At 60.1% G+C, this 24,713-nt stretch carries 22 protein-coding genes and 1 tRNA gene; 11 read left to right on the forward strand and 12 right to left on the reverse strand.

Annotation, left to right across the window (positions count from 1 at the left end; translation table 11 throughout):
* Window positions 1-66: 66 nt before the first annotated feature.
* The 9 genes from HYX42_RS10535 to HYX42_RS10575 form a co-directional block, all read right to left on the reverse strand.
* Window positions 67-426, reverse strand: a complete 360-nt coding sequence (locus HYX42_RS10535) for an NADH-quinone oxidoreductase subunit A (protein ID WP_293403475.1) — start codon at window positions 424-426, stop codon at window positions 67-69.
* Between the two features lie 166 nt (window positions 427-592).
* Window positions 593-677, reverse strand: a tRNA-Leu gene (locus tag HYX42_RS10540).
* Between the two features lie 128 nt (window positions 678-805).
* On the reverse strand, window positions 806-1,225 hold the full coding sequence (gene secG / locus HYX42_RS10545; protein WP_293402656.1) for a preprotein translocase subunit SecG: 420 nt from the start codon (window positions 1,223-1,225) through the stop codon (window positions 806-808).
* Window positions 1,226-1,261: 36 nt separating this feature from the next.
* Window positions 1,262-2,017: a triose-phosphate isomerase gene (gene tpiA / locus HYX42_RS10550; protein WP_293402658.1), complete on the reverse strand. Its 756-nt coding sequence runs from the start codon at window positions 2,015-2,017 to the stop codon at window positions 1,262-1,264.
* 7 nt (window positions 2,018-2,024) lie between these two features.
* The gene (locus HYX42_RS10555) at window positions 2,025-3,011 is read right to left on the reverse strand and encodes an NAD(P)H-quinone oxidoreductase (protein WP_293402660.1); all 987 of its coding nucleotides are present in this window, start codon (window positions 3,009-3,011) and stop codon (window positions 2,025-2,027) included.
* A 79-nt stretch (window positions 3,012-3,090) separates the two neighbouring features.
* The gene (gene pnp, locus HYX42_RS10560) at window positions 3,091-5,211 is read right to left on the reverse strand and encodes a polyribonucleotide nucleotidyltransferase (RefSeq protein ID WP_293402662.1); all 2,121 of its coding nucleotides are present in this window, start codon (window positions 5,209-5,211) and stop codon (window positions 3,091-3,093) included.
* 219 nt (window positions 5,212-5,430) lie between these two features.
* Window positions 5,431-5,697, reverse strand: coding sequence for a 30S ribosomal protein S15 (gene rpsO, locus HYX42_RS10565; RefSeq protein WP_007864491.1), 267 nt, complete (start codon window positions 5,695-5,697; stop codon window positions 5,431-5,433).
* A 134-nt stretch (window positions 5,698-5,831) separates the two neighbouring features.
* A complete protein-coding gene (locus HYX42_RS10570) occupies window positions 5,832-7,019 on the reverse strand; it encodes a pyridoxal phosphate-dependent aminotransferase (protein ID WP_293402666.1) in 1,188 nt (395 codons plus the stop codon).
* 28 nt (window positions 7,020-7,047) lie between these two features.
* Entirely contained in the window at window positions 7,048-8,325 is a 1,278-nt protein-coding gene (locus HYX42_RS10575; RefSeq protein WP_293402668.1) for a branched-chain amino acid ABC transporter substrate-binding protein, read from the reverse strand.
* Window positions 8,326-8,468: 143 nt separating this feature from the next.
* On the opposite strand from HYX42_RS10575, the gene HYX42_RS10580 reads away from it, so the two are divergent.
* Window positions 8,469-8,870: an Hsp20/alpha crystallin family protein gene (locus HYX42_RS10580; protein ID WP_293402670.1), complete on the forward strand. Its 402-nt coding sequence runs from the start codon at window positions 8,469-8,471 to the stop codon at window positions 8,868-8,870.
* A 14-nt stretch (window positions 8,871-8,884) separates the two neighbouring features.
* Here the strand turns inward: HYX42_RS10580 and tsaD are convergent, their stop codons facing one another.
* The gene (gene tsaD / locus HYX42_RS10585) at window positions 8,885-9,928 is read right to left on the reverse strand and encodes a tRNA (adenosine(37)-N6)-threonylcarbamoyltransferase complex transferase subunit TsaD (RefSeq protein ID WP_293402672.1); all 1,044 of its coding nucleotides are present in this window, start codon (window positions 9,926-9,928) and stop codon (window positions 8,885-8,887) included.
* A 97-nt stretch (window positions 9,929-10,025) separates the two neighbouring features.
* On the opposite strand from tsaD, the gene HYX42_RS10590 reads away from it, so the two are divergent.
* The 8 genes from HYX42_RS10590 to HYX42_RS10625 all read left to right on the forward strand — a co-directional run bounded on the left by HYX42_RS10590 (window position 10,026) and on the right by HYX42_RS10625 (window position 19,600).
* Complete coding sequence (locus HYX42_RS10590) at window positions 10,026-11,240, forward strand: nitrate regulatory protein (protein ID WP_293402674.1); 1,215 nt, start codon at window positions 10,026-10,028, stop codon at window positions 11,238-11,240.
* Between the two features lie 592 nt (window positions 11,241-11,832).
* Window positions 11,833-13,089, forward strand: a complete 1,257-nt coding sequence (locus tag HYX42_RS10595) for a CmpA/NrtA family ABC transporter substrate-binding protein (protein WP_293402676.1) — start codon at window positions 11,833-11,835, stop codon at window positions 13,087-13,089.
* Window positions 13,090-13,130: 41 nt separating this feature from the next.
* Window positions 13,131-14,078, forward strand: coding sequence for a nitrate ABC transporter permease (ntrB, locus tag HYX42_RS10600; RefSeq protein WP_293402679.1), 948 nt, complete (start codon window positions 13,131-13,133; stop codon window positions 14,076-14,078).
* 29 nt (window positions 14,079-14,107) lie between these two features.
* Entirely contained in the window at window positions 14,108-14,920 is an 813-nt protein-coding gene (locus HYX42_RS10605) for an ABC transporter ATP-binding protein (RefSeq protein ID WP_293402681.1), read from the forward strand.
* Window positions 14,921-15,012: 92 nt separating this feature from the next.
* Window positions 15,013-17,145 (forward strand): ATP-binding protein, encoded by a 2,133-nt coding sequence (locus HYX42_RS10610; RefSeq protein ID WP_293402683.1) that lies wholly within the window; start codon window positions 15,013-15,015, stop codon window positions 17,143-17,145.
* A 213-nt stretch (window positions 17,146-17,358) separates the two neighbouring features.
* Window positions 17,359-17,730 carry a response regulator gene (locus tag HYX42_RS10615; protein WP_293402686.1) on the forward strand — a complete coding sequence of 124 codons (372 nt, stop codon included), beginning with the start codon at window positions 17,359-17,361 and terminating at the stop codon, window positions 17,728-17,730.
* 9 nt (window positions 17,731-17,739) lie between these two features.
* Complete coding sequence (locus HYX42_RS10620) at window positions 17,740-18,198, forward strand: chemotaxis protein CheX (RefSeq protein ID WP_293402688.1); 459 nt, start codon at window positions 17,740-17,742, stop codon at window positions 18,196-18,198.
* A 187-nt stretch (window positions 18,199-18,385) separates the two neighbouring features.
* Window positions 18,386-19,600 carry a nitrate/nitrite transporter gene (locus HYX42_RS10625; RefSeq protein ID WP_293402690.1) on the forward strand — a complete coding sequence of 405 codons (1,215 nt, stop codon included), beginning with the start codon at window positions 18,386-18,388 and terminating at the stop codon, window positions 19,598-19,600.
* A 26-nt stretch (window positions 19,601-19,626) separates the two neighbouring features.
* On the opposite strand, the gene HYX42_RS10630 is transcribed toward HYX42_RS10625, so the two are convergent.
* On the reverse strand, window positions 19,627-21,405 hold the full coding sequence (locus HYX42_RS10630) for a bifunctional protein-serine/threonine kinase/phosphatase (protein WP_293402692.1): 1,779 nt from the start codon (window positions 21,403-21,405) through the stop codon (window positions 19,627-19,629).
* Window positions 21,402-21,623, reverse strand: a complete 222-nt coding sequence (locus HYX42_RS10635; RefSeq protein WP_293402694.1) for a hypothetical protein — start codon at window positions 21,621-21,623, stop codon at window positions 21,402-21,404. Before HYX42_RS10635 ends, HYX42_RS10630 begins: the two co-directional genes overlap by 4 nt.
* A 209-nt stretch (window positions 21,624-21,832) precedes the next feature.
* On the opposite strand from HYX42_RS10635, the gene nirB reads away from it, so the two are divergent.
* Together nirB and nirD are read left to right on the forward strand one after the other, a co-directional pair.
* Complete coding sequence (nirB, locus tag HYX42_RS10640) at window positions 21,833-24,268, forward strand: nitrite reductase large subunit NirB (RefSeq protein ID WP_293402695.1); 2,436 nt, start codon at window positions 21,833-21,835, stop codon at window positions 24,266-24,268.
* Window positions 24,269-24,284: 16 nt separating this feature from the next.
* Window positions 24,285-24,707, forward strand: a complete 423-nt coding sequence (gene nirD / locus HYX42_RS10645; protein ID WP_293402697.1) for a nitrite reductase small subunit NirD — start codon at window positions 24,285-24,287, stop codon at window positions 24,705-24,707.
* The last annotated feature ends 6 nt before the right edge of the window (window positions 24,708-24,713 follow it).

Raw genomic sequence — 24,713 nt, forward strand, 5'->3', positions numbered from 1 at the left:
CCTTCGTTGGTGGATTGGATGGCGACACAGCGTCGCAAGAACCCTCGGGGATCTCGTTTATCTTGTCTATTCCCAGTCCAGGGCGCCTTTTTTCCATTCGTAGACGAAGCCCACGACCAGAATGCCCAGGAAAATCATCACCGACCAGAAACCGACTGCACCAATATCCTTGAGCGCAACAGCCCATGGGAAAAGGAAAGCAATTTCAAGGTCGAAAAGGATGAAGAGGATGGCGACCAGGTAATAGCGCACATCGAATTTCATGCGGGCATCTTCGAAAGCCTCGAAGCCGCATTCATAAGGGGAGTTTTTTTCGCTGTCGGGCTTGACGGGGCCCAGCAAACGGCCGAGAACCTGGGGCGCTACGCCTACACCAACACCGACCAGAATGAACAGGAGAACGGGAAGGTATTGATCGAGGTTCATCGTGGACTCAAATTCTGGAAAGCGGTTTTTGCTTCGAGCCAGTTTGCCGTTTGGGGTTTTTGGGGTCAGGGCCCAAATTCGCCGAGCCTCTGGCTCGCCCGCAGGGAGCAGTGCCTGCACTGCTGCGAAATTGGTGCCTGACCCCAATAACCCCTTTTTCAAATTTTGGTGCGGACGGCGAGACTCGAACTCGCACACCTTTCGGCACTACCCCCTCAAGATAGCGTGTCTACCAATTTCACCACGTCCGCTCTTCTTGGCCTGAAAGCCAAATGTCTGGATGGCATGAGGAACCTTGCGGCTTTTTGGCTTTCCAGACAGTCTCAGAGTTTACCCTGAAATCACGCGCTGCCCTCCTGAGGACGGCAGCTAAATCACGTTATTTCGTCGGGATTTGCGCAGCACCCGATGCAGGAGCTTTAGGCGCGGCTACCGCACTTGCAGCCGGCGCGCTTGTTCCTGGAATCTGCGCCGCACCAGAAGCTGCGGTTACGGGCGCAGGGGAAGCCCCCGGGACCACAACGGCATTTTCAAGCACGCTGGAACCGACACTGCGCGGCTGGGCATTTCCGAAGTAAGCCAGCAGCAGGGTACATGCAAAGAAGACCGCTGCAAGAACGCCGGTCGTACGCGACAAAAAGTTGGCGCTGCCGCTTGCACCGAACAGGCTGCCGGAACCGCCGCTGCCGAAGGCTGCACCCATGTCGGCACCCTTGCCGTGCTGGACAAGGATCAGGCCGATCATGCCAAGCGCAGTCAGCATTTGCACCGCAAGGACTATGGTCAGAATCACGTTCATATCTACTCCTAATTTAATAGCTGGCTGCGCGCTGATTTATTGAGCCGCAGCAATAATTGTCAAAAAATCCGGGGCCTTGAGTGAAGCGCCGCCTATCAGGCCGCCATCAATATCAGGCTGGGCGAGCAGGCTTGCCGCATTGGCAGCGTTCATGCTGCCGCCGTAGAGAATCTTCACACGATCAGGCTTGTCGGTCGCAGCCTTCAGTTGCGCCCTCAGCACGGCGTGCACCGCTTGCGCTTCTTCTGGCGAAGCGGTTTTACCGGTTCCAATGGCCCAGACGGGTTCATAAGCCACCACGATCTCGCTGATGCAGTGCCCATTCAGATGAATCACCGCCGCCAGCTGGCGCTTGACGACTTCTTCCGTATGACCGCCTTCACGCTCGGCGAGCGTTTCACCCACACACACGATGGGTGCGATGCCGGACGCCAGAGCAGCCCTGGCTTTTTCAGCCACCAGCGTATCGCTCTCGCCGTGATACTGGCGCCGCTCGGAATGGCCAACAATGGCATAGCGGCAACCAAAATCATGCAGCATGGCAGCACTGACCTCGCCTGTGTAAGCACCGGAAGCCTGTGCAGAAACATCCTGCGCACCGAGGTCGATGGCAGACAGTGCAGGCTGGACGGATTTCAGCGCCTGGAACTGCGCCAGGTAAGGTGCAGGCACACAGACCGCGACATCCACTGCCGGCTTGCCCGCGAGCCCGTTGGCCAACGCAGACAGCAAGGCCTCGTTGGCGGCCAGGCTGCCGTTCATCTTCCAGTTTCCTGCAATCAGTTTTTTCATTTCTGCATCACCAGGTCAAAACAATCTTGCCCACATGCTGGTTGGACTCCATCAATGCGTGCGCTTTGGCGGCCTCACCAGCAGCAAAGGTGCTGTGAATCACAGGCTTGATGGCACCACTTGCGATCAACGGCCAGACCTTGTCTTTCAGCGCTTTTGCAAGCCCGGTCTTGAACGCCAGCGAACGTGGCCGCAATGTTGAGCCCGTGATGGTCAGCCGTTTGCGCAGTACAAGACCGGCATTGACCTCGGCCTTGACCCCGCCCTGCACCGCGATGATGGCGATGCGGCCATCTTCGGCCATGCATTCCACCTCACGCGAAAGATAGCTGCCGGCGACCATGTCCAGCACCACATCAACGCCCTTGCCCGCCGTCAGTTTTTTGGCCTCTTCGACAAAGTCCGAAGTCTTGTAGTTGATCGCGTGGTCGGCACCGAGCGCCACGCAGGCCGCACACTTCTCATCGGTACCCGCCGTCACGATGACAGTGGCGCCCAAAGCCTTGGCCATCTGGATCGCCGTAACACCGATACCGCTGGAGCCACCCTGAATGAGCAGGGTTTCGCCGGAACGCAACCCTGCACGCTCAAATACATTGCTCCACACAGTGAAGAATGTTTCCGGCAAGGAAGCTGCCTCAATGTCACTCAGGCCTTGCGGCACTGGCAGGCACTGACCCACAGGCGCAACGCAAAGTTCAGCGTAGCCGCCACCAGCCACCAGCGCACAAATGCGATCACCGACCTTGAGGCCGGCTTCCGCCATTGCGGCCTTGTCGCCCTCAACTATGACGCCGGCAACCTCAAGGCCCGGAATATCCGAAGCACCAGGCGGCACGGGGTAGTTGCCAGTACGCTGAAGCACGTCAGGACGATTCACGCCACTGGCGCTCACACGTATCAGCAGCTCACCCGCGCCTGGCACAGGCGCAGGGCGCGAGCCGAGACGCAGCACCTCAGGCGCTCCAAAAGAAGTTATTTCAACGGCTTTCATGGGGGTTTCATTTGCTTTCTGCGCCTGCGGCACCCGCGAACGGATGCAGGCAAGCTACAAAATCCACAGCAGATGCCGATCAGCCGCGATCCTGTTCCTGCTGGGCAGGACGATCAAGCAAAGCCTTCATGGACAGCTTGACGCGGCCCTTCTCGTCGGTCTCCATGACCTTGACCTTGACGATCTGGCCTTCCTTGAGATAGTCGGTCACCTTTTCGACACGCTCATGGGCGATCTGGCTGATGTGCAGCAGGCCGTCCTTGCCCGGAAGCAGGTTGATCAGTGCGCCAAAATCAAGAATCTTGGTCACGGGGCCTTCGTAGACCTTGCCGATTTCGACTTCAGCCGTGATCTCGGCGATGCGGCGCTTGGCCTCATCAGCCTTGGCGCTGTCATTCGAAGCGATGGTGATGGTGCCGTCTTCCTCGATATTGATCTGCGTGCCGGTTTCTTCGGTCAGCGCGCGAATAACGGCGCCGCCCTTGCCGATCACGTCACGGATCTTCTCGGGGTTGATCTTCATGACATACAGGCGCGGTGCGAAATCGGAGACTTCAGCCTTGGCTTCGCCCATGGCGTCCTGCATCTTGCCGAGGATGTGCATGCGGGCTTCCTTGGCCTGGGCCAACGCAACCTGCATGATTTCTTTCGTGATGCCCTGGATCTTGATGTCCATCTGCAGTGCGGTGATGCCGTTGGTCGTGCCGGCCACCTTGAAGTCCATGTCACCGAGGTGATCTTCGTCGCCCAGGATGTCGGTCAGCACGGCAAAGCGGTTGCCGTCCTTGATCAGGCCCATGGCGATACCGGCCACGTGCGCCTTCATCGGTACGCCTGCATCCATCAGCGACAGGCAGCCGCCGCAGACCGAAGCCATGGACGAAGAACCGTTGGACTCGGTGATTTCAGAGACGACACGCATGGTGTACGGGAACTCTTCTTTCGATGGCAGCACGGCAACGAGGGCACGCTTGGCAAGGCGGCCGTGGCCGATTTCGCGGCGCTTTGGCGAGCCCACACGGCCGGTTTCGCCGGTGGCGAACGGAGGCATGTTGTAGTGCAGCATGAAACGGTCTTCGTAGTCGCCGCTCAGTGCGTCGATGCGCTGTGCATCGCGCTCGGTGCCCAGCGTGGTCACGACCAGCGCCTGGGTTTCACCCCGGGTGAAAAGTGCGGAGCCGTGGGTGCGTGGCAGCACGCTGTTGCGGATTTCAATCGCGCGAACGGTACGCGTGTCGCGTCCGTCAATGCGTGGCTCGCCGGCCAGGATCTGGCTGCGGACGATTTTGGCTTCGATGTCGAACAGCATGCCTTCAACAGCGACGCCATCAAAAACAACGCCGTCAGCCTTCAGCGCGGCCATGACTTCAGACGTCACCACGCGGCAGGCCTGTGTACGCGCCTGCTTCGCACGGATCTGGTATGCGGCCTGCAGCTTGGCGCCGGCCAGTTCGTTGACCTTTGCAATCAGTGGCTCGTCCTTGGCAGGCGCCTGCCATGCCCAGACCGGCTTGCCGGCGTCACGAACGAGTTCATGAATCGCATTGATGGCGATGTTGCCCTGCTCATGGCCGAACACCACGGCGCCGAGCATGATTTCTTCTGACAGTTGCTGGGCTTCGGACTCGACCATCAGCACGGCGGCTTCGGTGCCGGCCACGACGAGGTCCATCTGCGAATCTTTCAGCTGGGTCTTGCCGGGGTTCAGCACGTACTCGCCATTGATGTAGGCAACGCGTGCGGCGCCGATGGGGCCGTTGAACGGGATGCCGGAGATCGACAGCGCAGCGCTGGAGGCGATCAGCGCAGGGATGTCGCCTTCAACTTCAGGGTTGAGCGACAGCACGTGGATGACGACCTGAACTTCATTGAAGAAACCTTCAGGAAACAGCGGGCGGATAGGACGGTCGATCAGGCGGGACGTCAGCGTTTCGAATTCGCTGGGGAGGCCTTCTCGCTTGAAAAAGCTACCGGGAATGCGGCCTGCGGCGTAGGTTTTCTCGAGGTAATCAACGGTCAGCGGGAAGAAATCCTGGCCGGGCTTGGCATCGGATTTGGCGACCACGGTGGCCAGCACAACGGTGCCGTCCATATCAACAATGACGGCGCCGCTCGACTGGCGTGCGACTTCGCCGGTTTCCATCGTGACCTTGTGCTGGCCCCACTGGAAGGATTTGGTGACTTTGTTAAAAATGCTCATGTGTTTTTCTCCACTAGTGTCTGGCGCTTGAGGCAGCGCCCGAGGCCCGGAGTAGCGGCTTTTTGACACGATGCCATTCCACAAAATGCCCTGAACATTTATCAAATCAGGGGCTTTTCTTGTGGAATGACACAGCGCGTGTCCGTTTTGCCTTGCTCCGAAGTAAAAAGCGCCTGAGCTAGTGAACTAACTCAGGCGCTTTCAAATCGTTGTTACCGATTACTTACGCAGGCCAAGTTTGGCGATCAGCGCGGTGTAACGGTCGGCGTCCTTGGACTTCAGGTAGTCCAGCAGCTTGCGGCGGCGGCTGACCATGCGCAGCAGGCCGCGGCGACCGTGATGGTCCTTGGCATTGGCCTTGAAATGGGGGGTAAGTTCATTGATGCGGCCCGTGAGCAGCGCCACTTGAACTTCAGGGCTGCCAGTGTCTCCGGCAGCGCGTGCGTTGGCCTGGACAATCTCGGCCTTCACTGATTTTGCGATCATGATTTTCTTTCCTGCACACGCTCGCGCGGTGCATTGACTTGCGATCGATGCAGCTTTCCCGACATGGGATTTGGCCGCTTTCGTCGTGTTCTGGTAAACCGGCTTTTGAGGGCCGTTTTGCGCAGAGCCTTGGATTATAGCCCAAGCCAGCGTTCCAGCCGCCCCACCCCCTGGCGCAGCCTGTCCAGGTCCTGGCTGGCAAAACACCAGCGCAGCCAGCCCCGGGCTTCCGGCCTGGGGTTGACCATGAAGGCATCGCCCGGCGCCAGGCCCAGCCCGGCCTCCAGCACCAGCTTTTTGGCGGTTTCCAGCGAATCACTGAAGCGGCTTTGGTCCTCCAGCCTGAAGAAAGCATACATGCCGCCCTTTGCCGGGGCGACCTGCACGCCCGGCACGGCTTGCAGCAGCGGCACCAGGGTGTCGCGGCAAAGCCTGAGGTGCTGCACCACCCGTGGCGTGATTTCGTCTGTCCGATCAATCGCCACCAGCCCCGCGCGCTGCACAAAAACGGGCGCACAGGATGTGTTGAATTCGATCAGCTTGCCGACCTGTTCGGTCATGGCCGGGGGCATCACCAGCCAGCCCAGACGCCAGCCGGTCATCAGGAAGCTCTTGGAAAAGCTGTGCGCGACCACCAGCCTGTCGTCCTCTGCGGCGATGTCGAGGAAGCTGGGAGCGCACCCATTGGGAGTGGTTTCGAAATAAAGGCGCTCATAGACCTCATCAGCCAGAATCCACGTCCCGGTGCTGCGGCAATGGTCGAGGATGGCCCGCTGCTCATCACGCGACAGCGTCCAGCCGGTCGGGTTGTTGGGGGCATTGATGACCAGCAGTTTGGTGCGTGAAGTCACCGCAGACAGCAGTTCCTGCAGGTCAAGCTGCCACTCGCCACCCACGGGCCGCAGGCTGACGCAGGTGACCGTCGCGCCCATGATGGCCGGCTGCGCGAGCAGGTTGGGCCAGACCGGCGTCACCGCCACCACCTCGTCGCCCGCATCGACCAGGGCCTGCACCGCCAGCATCAGTGCGTTCACACCGCTGGAGGTCACCGCGACCCGGTTGACGCCAATCGGCACAGCGCCTTCACAGCGCAGGCCGCTTGCATAGTGCGCGATGGCTTCGCGCAGTTCCGGCAACCCAAGGTTCTGCGCATAAAAGGTTTCGCCCTGCTGCAATGAGGCCACCGCAGCATCACGGATGAAAGCAGGTGTGGCTTCGTCACTTTCACCGAACCAGAAGCGAAGCACGTCGCTGCGGCCCATGCCTGCGTTGGCGACCTGACGGATCATGGACTCTTCGAGGTTCAATACTGCCTGGCGCATAAAAATCCCGTTGAACGTGAGGCGTCGTTTAAGGCCTGGCCATCTTGCAGCTTTGCGGCTGCGCTGCACGATCGGCAGCAATGGTCTTGATGATACGAAAGCCATAACCAGACCCCTCAACATCAAACCTGACGCCGGGGGCGCCCTGCTTGCCCATGAGCGCCACTTCCAGCGGCTGCTGGAACTGGTGGTCAGCAGCGCGCATGGTGCCCTGGCGCCCGGCCAGCGACACCGAGACTTTTTCCAGTTGTGTCGCAACAGCCGTCGCATCGGTCGTGCCGGCTTTTTCTATGCCCTGGGCCAGCGCCTCCATCATCAGTTGCATGCGCATGTGCACATAGTCGTCCTGCGGCTTGGGAAAGCGCTGGCGGAAGCTGCGGTAAAACGCCTCGGATGCCGCACCGGGCGCATTCGGGAACCAGTCGGCCACGGCCACCACCTTGTCAATGCCGGCATCACCCAGCGCGGCAGGAACGCCCAGCGCATTACCGTAGAAGGTGTAGAACTTGCCTTCATAGCCGACTTCCTTGGCGGCCTTGATGAGCAGGGTCAGGTCGTTGCCCCAGTTGCCGGTGAGCACAGCCTGCGCGCCGCTGGATTTGATCTTCACGGCATAGGGAATGAAGTCCTTGACGCGTCCCAGCGCATGCAATTCATCTCCAACAATCTGCACGTCGGGGCGTTGCACCGCGATCTGTTTGCGTGCCTCACGCAGAACCGACTGGCCAAAGCTGTAGTCCTGCCCAATCAGGTAAATGCTTTTGACAGAGGCATCATCCTTGAGCACGTCCATCAACGCGGCCATACGCATGTCGGCGTGGGCATCAAAACGGAAATGCCAGAAGCTGCATTTTTCGTTGGTCAGGATGGGGTCTACTGCCGAGTAATTCAGGAAGATGACGCGCTTGCCCGGCTCGCGCTCATTGTGTTTGTTGATCGCATCAATCAATACCGCAGCAATGGCCGAAGAATTGCCCTGGGCAACCACCCGCACACCGTCGTCAATCGCAGAGCGCAATGCGGCCAGCGCTTCCTCGTTCTGGCCTTTGTTGTCATAGCGTTCCATGACCAGGTTGCGCGCGCCGCCGGGCAAGGCCACACCACCGCGCGCGTTGACCCGCTCGGTTGCCCAGACAAGGTTGCGGAACACCGCTTCGCCGGTGTTGGCGAAGGCGCCCGACATGCTTTCGATCAGCGCGATGCGTATGGGCGGCTGTACTGACGTCTGGGCAGCGGCGGCAAATGAGGCGGCAATGGCAGCGCCAAGAAATAAGGCTGCGAGAACACGTTTCAAGAGTCGTTGCATAAAAAAATACATCCCTTTTTTTACTTGAATTAATCATTTGCAAACCATAGCTGGGTTGCATGCGGCAATCACGGTGAACGCCGCGAAGTGTAAGGGGAATGGTCCCCTTGTTTTTCCAGCATTAACCCATTAAAGGAGCCATGATGTTTTACTCGCTCGCTACCCGCCCCGTCCGCAGCGTCCAGCGCACCCACGCACCCGTGGTCAGCAACGGCGCACTTGACCGCTTCCTGAACGACACCTTCTCGTCGTTTGCAGACAGCAACCTGGCGCGCTCGGCTTCTGTTGAAGACCAGGAAAAAACCTATCTGCTCACGTTTGACGTGCCTGGCGTGGCAAAAGAACAGCTGGACATCGGTATTGAAGGCGATGTGGTGCGCGTCTCCAGCAAGGAAGACGCTGCCCGCAAGGTCAAAGCCGCCTGGCGCTTTCCGCTCGAGATTGATGTTGCGGCCAGCAGCGCAAAACTTGAAAACGGCGTGCTGACCCTGACGCTTGGCAAAAAAGTACCTGTCAGCAACGTCAGCCAGTTGGCCATTCAATAAAAAGCCGCTGGTCCTCAGGGGACCAGCTCGGCAAGACTCCAGCGCGGTTTCACGTCAAAAGTGTAGCCCGCTGGATTTTTTTCGGGCGCCTCCAGCCCCGCCTGCAGGCGCATGCCGGCTGCCAGCGCGATCATCGCGCCGTTGTCGGTGCACAGGTGCAGTTCGGGGTAATGCACGCGAATACCGCGCTTTTTGCATTCGTCATTGAGCTGCTGGCGCAGCAGCGCATTGGCGCCTACACCACCCGCGACCACCAGCCGCTTGAGGCCGGTTTGTTTCATCGCCGCGAGTGATTTCCTGACCAGCACCTCGACGATGGCCGCCTGCGTGGATGCCGCCAGGTCGGCTTTGCGCACTTCAAGCTCATCGCCGAGTTTCTTCGCCTGCGTCAATACGGCCGTCTTCAAACCGGCAAACGAGAAATCGAGATTCCCGCTGTGCAGCAGCGGCCGGGGCAGCTTGAAAGCCGCGCCATCGCCTTGCGCCGCCAGCTTTGAAAGATGCGGCCCGCCGGGATAAGGCAGGCCCATCAGCTTGGCCGACTTGTCAAAGGCCTCGCCAGCGGCGTCGTCTATGGTCTCGCCCAGCAGTTCGTAACTTCCGACGCGGTCTACACGCATGAGCTGGGTATGGCCGCCGGAGACGAGCAATGCCACAAAAGGGAACTCGGGCGGATCGGCGCCCAGAAACGGCGACAGCAAATGCCCTTCCAGGTGATGTACGCCCATGACGGGCTTGCCGAGACTGGCAGCCAACGCACAGGCGACGCCCGAGCCCACCAGCAATGCGCCGGCAAGCCCTGGCCCGCGGGTGTAAGCCACCACGTCAATATCTGCCAGTGAAAGGCCGGCCTCCGCCATGACTTGCCGGGTCAGCGGCACGACGCGGCGGATATGGTCGCGGCTGGCCAGTTCGGGCACCACGCCGCCATAGGCCTGGTGCATGTCGATCTGGCTGTGCAACTGGTGCGCCAGCAGGCGCGGCACACCATGGCCGCTGGCGTCCACCACGGCTACCCCTGTTTCGTCGCATGACGACTCGATTCCCAATACCAGCATGGGACGAGTGTAAAGTCACGGGCATTCAATGAAGGCAGTGGGGGCGCGCGGCGTCCGGGGCACGAATGTTGCTGCTGATACACAAGAACAAACCACGATGAAATCCGGACTCAATTTCCTTGTTGCGGCCCGCCAGTGCGAAATTGGCGAGCTTGAGCAGCTCGCACGCACCAGCGAGCTGGTCAGCGGCATTGGCCGCCTGATTCACGCCTTGCAGAAAGAGCGCGGCATTTCCAATGTTTTCCTCGGCTCGAACGGCACACGCTTCGATGACATGCGGCTGCAGCAGGCCGCCGAATGTGCGGAGATTGAACTGCAGGTGCGCGCACACTTTGATGCATTGGACACGGATTCCAGCCAGGTGCGCAATGGCGCCAGGCTTTTCAGCCGGATCGCCTTTGTGTTGCACGCGCTGGACTCCCTGCCTGAGCTGCGCCGCCGTATAGGCGCTCAGGAACTGGTGCCGGAAGAGTCCACCATTGCTTTTTCGCGGCTGATTTCCGGCCTGCTGGTGGTGGTGTTTGAGGCCGCAGACAGTGCGACCGACCCTGAAATCTCACGCGCGCTGGTGGCGCTGTTCAACTTCATGCAGGGCAAGGAATTCACCGGCCAGGAGCGCGCCCTGGGCTCTGCCGCGTTTGCGTCGGGGAAAACCGACAACGTCCACCAGCAGCAATGGCTGCACCTGATCGAATCGCAGGAACGCTGCTTCCAGGTCTTCAGCGAGTTTGCCGATACAGCCGCCCTTCACGCCTGGAACAACAGCCAGACCGGCGAATCGCTCGCCGAACTGGAGCGCCTGCGGCGCACCGGCGCCATGACCCGCGCCGGCGGAAAACTCGACGCCAACCTCAGCCAGGCCTGGTTTGACTGCTGCACCCGCCGCATTGACGCCATGAAAAACGTCGAGGAGGTGCTGGCCGGCAAGCTGCGCGAACTCTGCGAACGCAAGATTGCCCAGGCCCGCACCGAACTGCGCGACCAGCAGGTCATCCTTGAAGAGCTGTCGCGCCAGGCAAGCAGTGCCAGCCCGGACGCCTCAACCCATTACGGCCCGCAACTGGAACGCTCGGTGCTGGGCATGGTGCAGGAGCAGGCCAGGCGCCTCCAGGACATGAGCGACGAGCTCGAAACGGTGCGCGCCGCACTGAACGAGCGCAAGATTGTTGAACGCGCCAAGGGTCTGCTGATGGCCACGCGCAAGCTCAGCGAAGAAGACGCCTACAAAATGCTGCGCCAGACGGCCATGAGCCAGAACCGCAAGCTGGTTCATGTCGCCGAGTCGGTCCTGGCGATGTCTGACTACCTGTAAAAAACGCAGGTCAGGATTTTTCGCTATCAATTCAGTAGCGGCTCACGCACGTATTTATTGACTTGCAGCCTATTTTGGCCTCAAAAACAGGCATTTTTTAGCCGTTTTTGAACCTTGAGCGGCTTGAAACCGCGGTTTCAGGTCAAAAAGTTAATACCCAGGTTAACTTTTGGTGATTTTTTAACGTATACGTTAAATTTTTTCATATCAATCGCTGGAGGCCCCATAGCAGGTACCAGTTGACGCACCAGCCCGGTCATGCACTGCTGCACCGCACAAATCTCGTGCCACTGCACACCTTGTGCACCACGATGGGAAAAGCATCTGCCAGCGCATGCGGCACCGAACAGATCTCCCAAGTCATTGATTCACAAGGAAAATTTTCAACCCAAACACCTTTAAACCTGCTGGCATGGTTTCTGCTTTATTGAACCCAAGCTGAACCAATGGCGGTTTGGCACCAGGTCCCCAATGGCCTGTTTTGGACAACGGCGTCCATCTCTCACCTGCTTCACGGCGGGCGAAGGATGGACGCCGTTTTTGTTTTCCGATTTCGTTTTATCTCTTTCAGTTTTGCCAACCAGGAGTTCACATGACCCAGCAGTTTCCCGGACCCGCAGCACCCGCCCGTCGCGATTTCATCAAGAAGGCAGGCGCCATCAGCGCCGCCACGCTTCTGACCAGCGCCGGCTCAGGCGGTGCCTGGGCGGCCGGTTCGGACGCGCCTGAGAAGAAGGAAGTCAAGATCGGCTTCATCCCGCTGACCGACTGCGCGTCCGTCGTCATGGCCTCGGTGCTGGGAATTGACCAGAAATACGGCGTCAAGATCATCCCGACCAAGGAAGCCAGCTGGGCCGGCGTGCGCGACAAGCTGGTCAACGGCGAACTCGACTTCGCCCACGTGCTCTACGGCCTGATCTACGGCGTGCACATGGGCACCTCCGGCCCCAAGAAAGACATGGCCGTGCTGATGACGCTGAACAACAACGGCCAGGCCATCACGCTGTCCAAGAAGATGGCCGACAAGGGCGCTGTTGATGGTGCGGGTCTCGCCAAACTGATGAAGTCGGACAAGCGCGAATACACCTTTGCCCAGACCTTCCCCACCGGCACCCACGCCATGTGGCTTTATTACTGGATGGCGGCCAACGGCATTGACCCGATGAAGGATGCCAAGGTCATCACCGTGCCGCCACCACAAATGGTCGCCAACATGCGCGTCGGCAACATGGATGGTTTCTGTGTCGGCGAACCCTGGGGCCACCGCGCCATCATCGACGGCATAGGCGTCACCGCCATCACCACACAGGACATCTGGAAAGACCACCCTGAAAAGGTGCTGGGCACCACGTCTGACTTCGTGCAGAAAAACCCGAACACCGCGCGTGCAGTCACCGCCGCCATCATCGAGGCCGGCAAATGGATTGACGCCAACCTCAGCAACAAAAACAAGATGGCAGAAACCATCGCTGACAAGTCCTATGTGAACACCAGCGTGGACGCCATCAACCAGCGCATCCTGGGCCGTTACCAGAACGGCATGGGCAAGACCTGGGATGACGCCAACTACATGAAGTTCTACAACGACGGCGCGGTGAGCTTCCCTTACCTGTCCGACGGCATGTGGTTCCTGACCCAGCACAAACGCTGGGGCCTGATCAAGGATCACCCGGACTACCTGGGCATCGCCAAACAGATCAACCGCATTGACCTCTACAAGGAGGCCGCAACAGCCGCCAAGGCCAGCGTCCCCAAGGACGCCATGCGCACCAGCAAGCTCATGGACGGCTCGATCTGGGACGGCAAGGACCCGAAAAAGTACGCAGACAGCTTCAAGATCCGCGCCTGAACACGAGCGCAAAAGTCTTCAATCATCAAAGAGGTCAAGCCATGGTCAGTGCCGTATTTCACTCCTCACTCGACGCCACTGTCCTGGCGACACCTGCTCCATCCAGAGCCGCAGCGCCGGTGGCAGTTGCCAGTGCCCCGCCTGCGGACGTCAAAACCAGTACACCCATGAATTCCACGACTGCCGCCGCGCCCCGCCCTCCCCGGGATGCATCTTTCCTCTGGCTCACCGTTTTGCCGCCGGTACTCGGCCTTGGCCTGCTTGCACTGTTGTGGGAGCTGGTTTTTATGGGCACGGGCGGCAGCATTCCATCGCCCAAGGACACCTTCATCCAGGCCGTGCAGATTTTCAGCGACCCCTTCTACAGCAAGGGTCCCAATGACCAGGGCGTGGGCTGGAATGTGCTGTCATCCCTCAAGCGCGTGGCCATGGGCTTCGGCATGGCGGCCATCGTCGGCATTCCTGTCGGTTTCATGATCGGACGCTTCTCTTTCCTGAGCAAGATGTTCAACCCGCTCATCAGCCTGATGCGCCCGGTTTCCCCGCTGGCCTGGCTGCCTATCGGCCTGCTGGTGTTCAAGGGCGCCAACCCCGCCGCCATCTGGACCATCTTCATCTGCTCTATCTGGCCCATGATCATCAACACCGCCGTGGGCGTGCAGCGTGTGCCGCAGGACTACATGAACGTGGCGCGTGTGCTGAACCTCAGCGAATGGAAGATCGTGACCAAGATCCTCTTCCCCGCTGTGCTGCCTTACATGCTGACCGGCGTTCGCCTGGCTGTAGGCACCGCCTGGCTGGTGATCGTGGCCGCAGAGATGCTGACCGGCGGCGTCGGCATCGGCTTCTGGGTCTGGGACGAGTGGAACAACCTGAACGTCAAGAACATCATCATCGCGATTTTTGTGATTGGCATCGTCGGCCTGGTGCTGGAATTCGCGCTGATCAAGCTGGCCACCGCATTCACGTTTGAAGAAGTCAAAAACTGACCGGTCATACGGAAAACCAAGGACACACCATGAGTTCACTGACCACCAAGTACATCGAGATCCAGAACGTCGAGCAGACCTTCAAGACCAAGAAGGGGCCTTTCTGCGCATTGCAGAACGTCAACCTCACGGTTGCCAAGGGCGAGTTTGTCGCGCTGATCGGCCACTCCGGTTGCGGCAAGTCCACGCTACTCAACCTGATCGCCGGCCTGACCACACCCACGCAGGGAAGCCTGATCTGCGCCAACCGTGAAATCGCCGGCCCCGGGCCGGAACGTGCTGTGGTGTTCCAGAACCATTCACTGCTGCCCTGGCTGACCTGTTTCGAGAATGTTTACCTTGCCGTAGAACGGGTGTTCTCGGCCACCGAAAACAAGGCACAACTCAAGGCACGCACTGATGCGGTGCTCGCCATGGTCGGACTGACGGCTGCTGCGCAAAAACGCCCCGGCGAAATCTCGGGCGGTATGAAGCAACGCGTCGGCATCGCACGCGCTTTGTCCATGGAACCAAAAGTGTTGCTGCTGGATGAGCCCTTCGGCGCACTGGACGCCCTGACCCGCGCCAAGCTGCAGGACGAGTTGCTGCAGATCGTGGCAAAGACCGAGAGCACCGTGGTGATGGTTACGCATGATGTCGATGAAGCCGTACTCCTGAGCGACAAGATTGTGATGATGACCAATGGTCCATCAGCAACTATCGGCGAAGTGCTCGCCATAGAACTGCCCCGCCCGCGTGACCGCGTGGCACTTGCAGAGAGCACGCAATACCTGCACTACCGCAAGGCCGTCATCGACTTCCTGTACACCCGCCAGGCGCATGTGGAAAAACTGACAGCCTGAGAAATAGCCCCCCTCACGGATATCGCCAAGCATGCAGGCCACAACAGCCGGCCTGCATCAATAGCCACTGGAAAAAAGCCCGAGGACACCATATGAGCGCAGTATTCCAATCCGACAGCAGCTTCCCGGTTGCCGCCAAGCCGGCAAAAAAATCCCGTGCCTCCCAAAAAGGCAGCAGCTTTGCCTTTGGCAAGTACCGCGAGATCATCATTGCGGTTGGCTTTTTCCTGCTGTTTGACCTTGGCGTGCTGGTTCTGAACTTCTATACCTCGTTCAAGATTGACCAGGACACCGTCGCCATCAACCTCTCGGGCCGCCAGCGTTATGTCTCGCAGCGCGTCGCCCGAACCCTGCTTGAACTTGACGCCATGCGCGCCGCAGGCAAACCGTACAAACCTGAAACCCTGGCGGAACTGCGCGCCGGCACGAAGATCTTCCAGATCTCGCAGGCTGCCTTTCGCGATGGCGGGACCATTCCCGGCGGTGACGGAAAACCTGTCTACCTTGAGCCCGTCATATCGGAGCGTGGCCGCGAACTTGAAGACAAGGTCGATGCCCTCTGGAAACCCTATTACCAGAAGCTTCAGCCCCTGCTGAAGGACGGCTTCACGCCGGAAGACCTCGCCGACGCCCTGGCCTACAGCCAGGCCTACAACATCAAGCTGCTGGGCGTGGCCAATGACTTCGTGACGGAAACCCAGCAGATCGGCGCCTCGCGCGCCAGTGTGCTGCGCATGGTGCAGACCGGCGGCATCGTGCTGGCATTGCTGAACTTTGCGTTCATCCTGTTCAAGTTCCTCAGGCGCCTGAAGACATCGGACGCGGCCATTGAAGCAGCCACTGAAGAAAACCGCGAAATTCTCGCGAGCGTACGTGAAGGCCTTTTCCTGCTGACGCCCGATGGCCAGCTCGGCTCGCAGCTCTCGCGTTCAACGCATGAACTGTTTGGCAAGACGCTGTCCCCGGGCCAGGATTTTTTCCAGGTGCTGGGCACGCTGGTTCCGGGCAAGGTACTCAGCGACGGCCGGGATTACGTTGACCTGCTGTTCTCGCCCCACGTCAAGGAGCAGCTGGTGCAGGGCATCAATCCACTGGCCGAAGTGCAGGCAACCACCAAAAACCGCCTCGGCCAGGACACTACCCGCTATCTCTCATTCCACTTCAACCGCGTGCTGGACGGCGGCGTGGTGCGGCACCTCTTGGTTACCGTGCAGGACATCTCGCAGAAAGTGGAACTCGAAGCCCGCCTGCAGGGCGAGCGCCAGCGCTCGCAAAAAGAATTTTCCATGCTGCTCAAGGCTTTTGAAACAGAGCCGGCCATGATGCGCAACTTTGTGGCCCGCTCGGAAGCCTCCCTGCTGGAGATCAATGACCTGCTGCGCAGCACATCGTCCGCATCGTCCGAGCATCAGGTGCTCAAGGCTGTAGATGGCGCATACCGCCGCATCCACGCCTTCAAGGGCGATGCCGCCTCCCTCGGCCTTGACGTGCTGGCCACGCTGGCGCACCAGTTTGAAAGCGAGCTGCAAAAGCTCAAGGACACGGGTGTTGCCTCGGGCGACACCCTGCTGGCGCTGCCCCTGCCGCTGGAAGACCTGCTCAACAAGCTGGCGACCTTCAAGCTGATCGGTGCCCGCAAGACAGGTACAGACTCCGCTGCTGGTGCCAACGCCGCATCGCTGAATGCGGTACTGGCGCAGCTCGCCAGCGATGTGGGCGCAGATTGCGGCAAACGTGTGCTGGCAAGCGTACGCATGAGCAGCGCCCAGGACATGCCGGCAGACAAGCTGGACCAGGTCCGCGAGATCGCCATTCAACTGGTGCGCAACGCCGTCGTGCACGGTGTTGAAGCGCCTCAGGTACGCATGGCTTCGGGCAAGGCCGCCGAAGGGCAGTTGCAGGTGGAGCTGGTTCGTGATGCGTCCAGTGAATGGCAGCTGAGCGTGCGCGACGATGGCGCAGGCCTGAATGCAGACCGCATTCGCCGCAAGCTGGAAGATTTGGGCTGGTACAGCAGCGAGCAGCTTGAAAGCTTCAGCGACAAACAGATCGTCGCGCACATCTTCAAGCCCGGCTTCTCAACAGCCTCCGAAGCGGGCAAACATGCCGGCCGCGGCGTAGGCCTCGATCTGGTGCAGGCCACAGTTCAACGCCTCGGTGCACGGCTGCTCCTGTCAAGCGTGCCGGGCCAACACACCGAATTCAAGGTCCGCTTCGCGGCGTGAACATGAGAGCCCCCACGTTCGCTCACTGCCGTTTAGCTCTCTGCCCCCCGGGGGGATTGGCCTTGCTTGGGGCGGCCCGGCGAAACCATGCGGCCCCCACGCTCGCTCACTGGCGTGTAGCTCTCTGCCCCCCGTGGGGGCTGGCCTTGCTTGGGGCGGCCCGACGCTGCGGCCGTTCTGTCCCATATCTTTCGCGCTAAAGGCCTAAACATTATGAGACTGCTCATCGTCGACGACTCCAACATGATCCGCACGCGCATCTCGCGTGTGGTGCAAAACGGCGGACTGAAAAATGTCGTCATTACCGGGCTGGCCAGAAACGGCCACGAAGCCCTGCGCATTGCGAAAGCGGCAAGGCCTGAAGTTGTCACCATGGACCTGACCATGCCAGAGATGGACGGCATCGAATGCATACAGGCACTGATCGCCTTCGACCCCAAGATCAACATCCTGGTGGTCAGCGCACTGAGCGACAAGTCAACCGCCATCCAGGCGCTGAAGCTGGGCGCACGCGGCTTCGTCTCCAAACCCTTCACCGACGAAGAGCTGCAGATCGCACTGCTCGACGTTGCCGACGTTCATTAGGAGTCGCGCATGGAAACCCTCAATGAAGACGACCTCAAGATGTTCGTCAACTCCATCAAGCGCTACCTCCAGGTGACCACGCGGCAGGAGCCGCAGATCACTTCGGCCTTTCTCGGCACCGGCGATGTCGAAGGCTTTGAGTTCAACGGCATCGTGACTTTTTCGGGCAGCTACAACGGCCATGTGGTGGTGTCCATGCCGCCCAAGCTGGTGCGTGAAATCCTGCTGCTGCAACATGAAACCGACCTGAGCGACGGCAACCTGCTGGACGCGGTGGGCGAAATCGCCAACACACTGGCCGGCAATGCGCGCAAGGCCATGGGTGCTGACCTGCAGATTTCGGTACCCATCAAGCTCCAGGGCGCACACGGCATGAAGGCCAGGGTGCGCAAGCGGCCCTATGTGATCACACTGCGCTGGAACCACCACCTTGCCATGGTCTGCGTGGACATGGAGCGCAAACACTGACGCTGACGCGGCTGGCTGTACCGCAGCCTGACCCTTCAACCACCCAAAACACCAACATCGGGACCACGCCCTACGCACAGCACACACTGCCAACCACCTCACCGCCGGGTGGGCCAGACACGGAAGACGTCTGTAGCCCACCCGGCCTGTTTTCGTCCTTCAATTACCCTTAAAAGAAAAATACATCATGTCCGGGTTTCGTAATTTCCTCAAGGCGGGGCACGCCCCAACGCTGGGAGCAGCGTTTTTCTACTTTGCTTTTTCCTGCTGTATATGGGTCATGAATGGCGCGATGGCGCCCTTCATTTCAGAAGCCTACAAGCTGTCACCGACGGAAAAGGGCGTGATGCTGTCCGTCCCCATATTCGCCGGGGCGCTGATGCGGTTTCCGCTGGGCGTGCTGGCCCAGTACATTGGCCGCAAAAGCGCCACCCTGGTCGAGATGGGGCTCATCATGGTGGCCCTGCTGTTTGGCTATTTTTTCGTCAACTCCTACAGCTCCCTGCTGGCCATGGGTGTGCTGCTGGGCATTGCCGGCGCCAGCTTCGGTGTGGCCTTGAGCCTGGGTTCCGGCTCTTTCCCGCCACGTTACAAAGGTCTGGCCATGGGCCTGGTGGGCGCGGGCAACGTCGGGACGGCCGTCTCGGTGCTGGTCGCACCGGCACTGGCCCAGCGTTTCGGCTGGCAGTCGGTCTACGGCATAGCAGCCATTGCCATGCTGCTGCCCATGATGGCGATGATCCTGTTTGCAAAGGAACCCGACGACGTTGACAGCCACGCCACGCTGCGCGAGCACATCGCCTGCCTGTTCGAAAAGGATGGCTGGGCTTTCAGCCTGATCTATGCGGTGAGTTTTGGCGGATTCATCGGCCTGGCCACCTTTCTGCCCTCCTACTATTACGACCAGTTCGGCGTCAGCAAGGTACAGGCTGGGCAGCTGTCCATGCTCGCCGCCTTCATGGGTGCAGCCCTGCGCATTTTTGGGGGCTGGATTTCCGACCGCTGGGGCGGCGTCAACACACTCACGGTGGTATTGCTGACCATCGCGCTCACGCTGGTCGCCTGCGGTCTGGCCGGTGGTTCGCTGGTGGCGACCACCCTGCTGGTGATGCTGTGCTTTGCGGCCCTGGGCGCAGGTAACGGCGCACTGTTCCAGCTGGTGCCCCTGCGCTGGCCACTGTCAACGGCAGTCGCCGGATCGATGATCGGCGAAATAGGCGCACTGGGCGGCGGGCTGGTGCCCAACGCCATGGGCGTCTCAAAACAATACGCCGGAACCTATATGTGGGGTTTCTTCTTCTTCGCGGCGCTCTCACTCATCATGCTGGCAATGCTGCGCCTGATGCAGATTCGCTGGACAAGGACTTGGGCAGAGAAAGGCGGGAGAGCACGCAGCGCATGACCACCTTCCCGCAGATCTGATGCCCTTTACCGGGGTAAAAACGCGAGCCAGTAAACCAGCAGCAGGTTGACCAGCACGGACACCGCCAGGGCGATCTTCCAGATCGCGGTAGCGTCGCGCTGCATCAGCGGTGCAAGCTGCTGGCTTGTCAGGGGCCGGGAGGCACCGCGTTCAAGTGCCAGCAACAGTTCCTCGGCCGTTTCAAACCGTTTGCGCTTGTCGCGCGCAATGGCCTTGAGCACGATGTGGTCCAGCCAGATTGGCACCTCCGGGTTGTGGCGGCTGGGCGCCCGCGGATCGCGGTAATAACGCCCCACCTGGTAGGGCAATACATCGCCGTAGGGCAGGCGTCCGGTCAGCAACTGGTAGAGCGTCACGCCGAGCGCAAACAAATCGCTTTGCGTATCAGGCAACTCTTCCACGGCATCGCTGCCGGCTGCACCGGCTCCGTTAAACCCCCACTGCTCGGGGTTCACAAAGCTGGGCGTTCCGGCATGCAGCTTGCGCGCGGACTCGGGCTCCCTGCCGCTGAGCGCCACACCCAGGTCAAGCAGGCGCAGTACGCCGTCTTCGCCCTGGTGCAGGTTGGCAGGCTTGATGTCGCGGTGAATCACGCACTGGCGGTGCAGGCGTCCCAGGGCCGCCGCCGTCTGGGTCGCGACGGCCAGCACCTGCTGCACACTGAACTTCTGGCCCCTGGCAAGTTGCTGCTGCAGGGTTTCGCCGCTGTGCCAGTCATAAAGCAGATAAAAAGCCGAGCGCGCCTGCCCGCCCGGCAGCTTTTCATGAATCCTGACCAGGTGCTCTGCAGCCCGCCCCGACTGCATTCGGGCGGCGAGCCAGCCCTCATGCGCCAGCATGGCGCGCTCCTCGTCGTCATGGGCCCTCGCAGGGTTGAGGGTCTTGAGTGCGTAGAGTTTGCCGGGTGTAGAGCCTGGCTCGGCGGAAGTCGGGCCCCTGACCTGGTAGAGCACGTTGATGCCGCTGTCGGCAACCGTCGCAGTCACGGTCAGGCCATCAATGACCTCGCCAACCTTCAGGCGGGCCGGGACAGGCAGGGCCTGCGCAGCGCGGTCCAGGTCCTGCAGGGTGGCGTCCAGCAGGCCGAGCACACGAACCACCACGGCGGTCACGTTGTCCAGGCTTCCTTTGGCAAGGGCGGCATCCACCAGACGCTGGCTGGCGGGTTGCGCGCCCTCCACCTCTGGCGCCCCCACGAAGGATTCAAGCCGCGTGTCGCGCACCGAACCATGCACCCCGTCGGACACCAGCACAAATACATCCCCTACATGCAACTCGCCTTGCATGTAGTCGACCACCACATGGTCCTCCGCCCCGATGGAACGCAGCAACTGGTGCCGGAAATCGGGGTGCATGACAGCATGGTCGTGGGTCAGCTGGGTGGTTTTACCCTCGCGTATCAGGTAAGCCCGGCAATCGCCCACATGCGCCAGGGTGTAGGACTGGCCGCGCAACACCAGTGCCGTCAGCGTCGTCAGTCCCATGACCGGGTGCCTGCGGCGGTTCAGGCCGGCAAGCCACGAGTTTTGTGCACCAATAATGCGATCAAGCGCGACGGTGGTGTCCCATATTTCAGGGGTGCCGAAGTAATCACGCACCAAACTGGTCACCGTTGTCTGTGCGGCTTCACGCCCCATACCACCTGTGCTGACGCCATCGGCGATGGCCACAATGGCGCCCATTCCCTCCTGACCGGGCTCTGGCAGCATGGCCGCCGCAAAATCTTCGTTCAGGGATTTCTTGCCGGCGTGCGACGTGAAGCCAATGTCGATGTCAAAACTCATGCACCACCGCAAGCAGGTTTTGTGCCCAAAACAGTGCAGACCCCATGTCCATCGATGCCGGCGGCTGGCGGCAGAAAAGACCAGAGTAAAAACCGGAAATGGTGCGACGCACCAATACCGCAAGCATATGCGGGCATCCCCAAGGGAAAAGAAGCCTTGAAGAAAATCATTTTGATAGCAAAAAGTTTAATGAATTCAAGGGTCTTGAAGCTATTCATTTGAAAGTGAGAGCACGCATCAATACTGGCATGTGTCTTGCATCCTGTGCACGCAAGACCACTGCAGGTCATTTCGAGTCAGCCCGCGCAACGATGCACAGGAAGATTCATCAAAAGGACAATGGCGTCCCCACCCGTGAGCAAATTCAGTTTTGCACGTGAGGTGAGGACGCCATTTTTGTTTTCCACGATCAGACGATGGAGTCTCCATGAAAAAATCAAAACTGGTGATGGTGGGCAATGGCATGGCAGGGGTACGTACCCTCGAAGAGTTGCTGAAAATCGCCCCGGATCTCTACGACATCACCGTATTCGGTGCTGAACCCCACCCCAACTACAACCGCATCCTGCTCTCGCCCGTGCTGGCCGGCGAGCAGACGCTGGACGAAATCGTCCTCAACTCATGGGAGTGGTACAAGGAAAACCACATCACCCTGCACGCAGGTAAAACCGTGGTCGAAGTCGACCGCATCAAACGCATTGTGCGTGCGGACGACGGAACTGAAGTCGAATACGACCGCCTGCTGATGTGCACCGGATCCAACCCCTTCATGCTGCCGGTGCCCGGCAAGGACCTGCAGGGCGTGATTGCCTACCGCGACATTGCAGACACCAACGCAATGATCGACGCCTCTGTCAAATACAAAAAGGCAGTTGTCATTGGTGGCGGCCTGCTGGGCCTGGAGGCCGCCAACGGCCTGATGCTGCGTGGCATGGACGTCAGCGTTGTGCACGTCATGCCGACGCTGATGGAGCGCCAGCTCGACAGCGTGGCCGGCAAGCTGCTGCAGAAATCCCTTGAAGACCGTGGCCTGAAGTTCCTGATGGGCGCGCAGACGCAGGAACTGGTCGGTGGTGCAGATGGCCGCGTCAGCGCAATCAGGTTCAAGGACGGCACAGAGCTGGCCACAGACCTCGTGGTCATGGCGGTCGGCATACGCCCCAACACAGCGCTGGCCGAAGCCATGCGCCTGCACTGCAACAAGGGCATTGTGGTGAACGACACCATGCAGACCGTGACCGACGCACGTATTTATTCGGTCGGTGAATGCGCCGCCCACCGCGGCATCGCCTATGGACTGGTGGCTCCGCTGTTTGAGCAGGCCAGGGTCGCCGCCAACCACCTGGCCCAGTTCGGCATTGGCCGCTACACCGGCTCACTCACCTCCACCAAACTCAAGGTAACCGGCATTGACCTGTTCAGCGCCGGCGAATTCATGGGTGGCGAAGGCACCGAAGAAATCGTCATGAGCGACCCCTTTGGCGGCGTCTATAAAAAGCTTGTGCTCAAGGACGACAAGCTGATCGGCGCCTGCCTCTACGGCGACACGGTAGACGGCAGTTATTACTTCAAGCTGCTGCGCGATGGGCGCAGTGTCAGCGACATCCGCGACAAACTGATGTTCGGTGAATCCAACATCGGCGACACCGGCCATGAGGGCCACAGCAAGGCTGCCTCCATGCCTGACAGCGCCGAAGTCTGCGGCTGCAACGGTGTCAACAAGGGCACCATCTGCAAGGCCATCAAGGAAAAAGGCCTGTTCACACTCGACGAGGTGCGCAAGCACACCAAGGCCAGCGCGTCTTGCGGTTCCTGCACCGGCCTGGTTGAACAGATCCTGATGTTCACGGCCGGCGGCGACTACTCTGCCACGCCCAAGCTCAAGGCCATGTGCGCATGTACCGACCACGGTCACCAGGCCGTGCGTGATGCCATCCGCACCAACAAGCTGCTGAAGATTGCAGACGTGCAGAAATTCATGGACTGGAAAACACCCAACGGCTGCTCCAGCTGCAGGCCCGCCATCAACTACTACCTCATCAGCACCTGGCCCAAGCTGGCCAAGGACGACCCGCAAAGCCGCTACATCAACGAGCGCAGCCACGCCAATATCCAGAAAGACGGTACTTACAGCGTGATCCCCCGCATGTGGGGCGGCGAGACCACGGCAAGCGAATTGCGCCGTATTGCTGACGCTGTCGACAAATACAAGATACCGACAGTCAAGGTGACGGGCGGCCAGCGCATCGACCTGCTGGGCGTGAAAAAGGAAGACCTCGTCAACGTCTGGAAAGACATCGGCATGCCGTCTGGCCATGCCTACGCCAAGGCGCTGCGCACCGTGAAAACCTGCGTGGGCAGCGAGTGGTGCCGCATGGGTACACAGGACTCCACCCAGATGGGCAAGGACCTGGAGCGCGCCATGTGGCGCATGTATGCACCGCACAAGGTCAAGTTCGCAGTCAGCGGCTGCCCGCGCAACTGTGCCGAATCCGGCATCAAGGACGTTGGCGTGATTGGTGTCGATTCCGGCTGGGAAATGTATATCGCCGGCAACGGCGGCATCAAGACCGAAGTGGCCCACTTTCTGGTCAAGGTCAAGACGGCCGCAGAGGTGCTGGAATACACCGGCGCCTTCTGTGAACTCTATCGCCAGGAAGGCTGGTACCTGGAGCGCACCGTGCACTATGTGAACCGCGTCGGCCTGGAGCATGTCAAGAAGCGCATCCTCGAAGACCATGAAGGCCGCAAGGCACTGTGGGAACAACTGCAGTTTGCGCTCGATGGCGAACCCGATCCGTGGTTTGACCTCAAGGAAGCAGCTGTCGATACGCGCCAGTTCGAAAAACTGGCACCGGCCTGAATCAGGGAGAAGAAAAATGAGCGAATGGAAAAAAATCTGCCTGGTCAACGACATCCCTGTTCTGGGATCACGCCGCGTGGCGCGCGAGCGCGGCATGGATGTGGCGGTGTTCCGCAACAGTGAAGACCAGGTTTTTGCAGTGCTGGACCGCTGCCCCCACAAGGGCGGACCGCTTTCGCAGGGCATAGTCTTCGGGACCAGCGTGGCCTGCCCGCTTCACAACTGGACCATAGAGCTGGAAGACGGTTGCGCCCGCGCCCCGGATGAGGGTTGCGTGCAGAAGTTCTCCTGCAAGGTTGAAGCCGGTATCGTGCACCTGGACCACACGGAACTGGCAACACTGGCCATTGATGTGACTCCCCCGCGTGCCGGCCCCGGCAGCACCACGGGTGCGCTGGGCGACGCCAGCTTCGACGTACAGGCCCCACATACCGCGTGACTGCCT

The sequence above is a fragment of the Polaromonas sp. genome (genome assembly GCF_016185115.1).
GTDB lineage: Bacteria > Pseudomonadota > Gammaproteobacteria > Burkholderiales > Burkholderiaceae_C > Polaromonas.

Coding starts and splice junctions, on each gene's coding strand:
- HYX42_RS10535 (WP_293403475.1), bottom strand. CDS start 426: ATGAACCTCGATCAATACCTTCCCGTTCTCCTGTTCATTCTGGTCGGT.
- secG (WP_293402656.1), bottom strand. CDS start 1,225: ATGAACGTGATTCTGACCATAGTCCTTGCGGTGCAAATGCTGACTGCG.
- tpiA (WP_293402658.1), bottom strand. CDS start 2,017: ATGAAAAAACTGATTGCAGGAAACTGGAAGATGAACGGCAGCCTGGCC.
- HYX42_RS10555 (WP_293402660.1), bottom strand. CDS start 3,011: ATGAAAGCCGTTGAAATAACTTCTTTTGGAGCGCCTGAGGTGCTGCGT.
- pnp (WP_293402662.1), bottom strand. CDS start 5,211: ATGAGCATTTTTAACAAAGTCACCAAATCCTTCCAGTGGGGCCAGCAC.
- rpsO (WP_007864491.1), bottom strand. CDS start 5,697: ATGATCGCAAAATCAGTGAAGGCCGAGATTGTCCAGGCCAACGCACGC.
- HYX42_RS10570 (WP_293402666.1), bottom strand. CDS start 7,019: ATGCGCCAGGCAGTATTGAACCTCGAAGAGTCCATGATCCGTCAGGTC.
- HYX42_RS10575 (WP_293402668.1), bottom strand. CDS start 8,325: ATGCAACGACTCTTGAAACGTGTTCTCGCAGCCTTATTTCTTGGCGCT.
- HYX42_RS10580 (WP_293402670.1), top strand. CDS start 8,469: ATGTTTTACTCGCTCGCTACCCGCCCCGTCCGCAGCGTCCAGCGCACC.
- tsaD (WP_293402672.1), bottom strand. CDS start 9,928: ATGCTGGTATTGGGAATCGAGTCGTCATGCGACGAAACAGGGGTAGCC.
- HYX42_RS10590 (WP_293402674.1), top strand. CDS start 10,026: ATGAAATCCGGACTCAATTTCCTTGTTGCGGCCCGCCAGTGCGAAATT.
- HYX42_RS10595 (WP_293402676.1), top strand. CDS start 11,833: ATGACCCAGCAGTTTCCCGGACCCGCAGCACCCGCCCGTCGCGATTTC.
- ntrB (WP_293402679.1), top strand. CDS start 13,131: ATGGTCAGTGCCGTATTTCACTCCTCACTCGACGCCACTGTCCTGGCG.
- HYX42_RS10605 (WP_293402681.1), top strand. CDS start 14,108: ATGAGTTCACTGACCACCAAGTACATCGAGATCCAGAACGTCGAGCAG.
- HYX42_RS10610 (WP_293402683.1), top strand. CDS start 15,013: ATGAGCGCAGTATTCCAATCCGACAGCAGCTTCCCGGTTGCCGCCAAG.
- HYX42_RS10615 (WP_293402686.1), top strand. CDS start 17,359: ATGAGACTGCTCATCGTCGACGACTCCAACATGATCCGCACGCGCATC.
- HYX42_RS10620 (WP_293402688.1), top strand. CDS start 17,740: ATGGAAACCCTCAATGAAGACGACCTCAAGATGTTCGTCAACTCCATC.
- HYX42_RS10625 (WP_293402690.1), top strand. CDS start 18,386: ATGTCCGGGTTTCGTAATTTCCTCAAGGCGGGGCACGCCCCAACGCTG.
- HYX42_RS10630 (WP_293402692.1), bottom strand. CDS start 21,405: ATGAGTTTTGACATCGACATTGGCTTCACGTCGCACGCCGGCAAGAAA.
- HYX42_RS10635 (WP_293402694.1), bottom strand. CDS start 21,623: ATGAATAGCTTCAAGACCCTTGAATTCATTAAACTTTTTGCTATCAAA.
- nirB (WP_293402695.1), top strand. CDS start 21,833: ATGAAAAAATCAAAACTGGTGATGGTGGGCAATGGCATGGCAGGGGTA.
- nirD (WP_293402697.1), top strand. CDS start 24,285: ATGAGCGAATGGAAAAAAATCTGCCTGGTCAACGACATCCCTGTTCTG.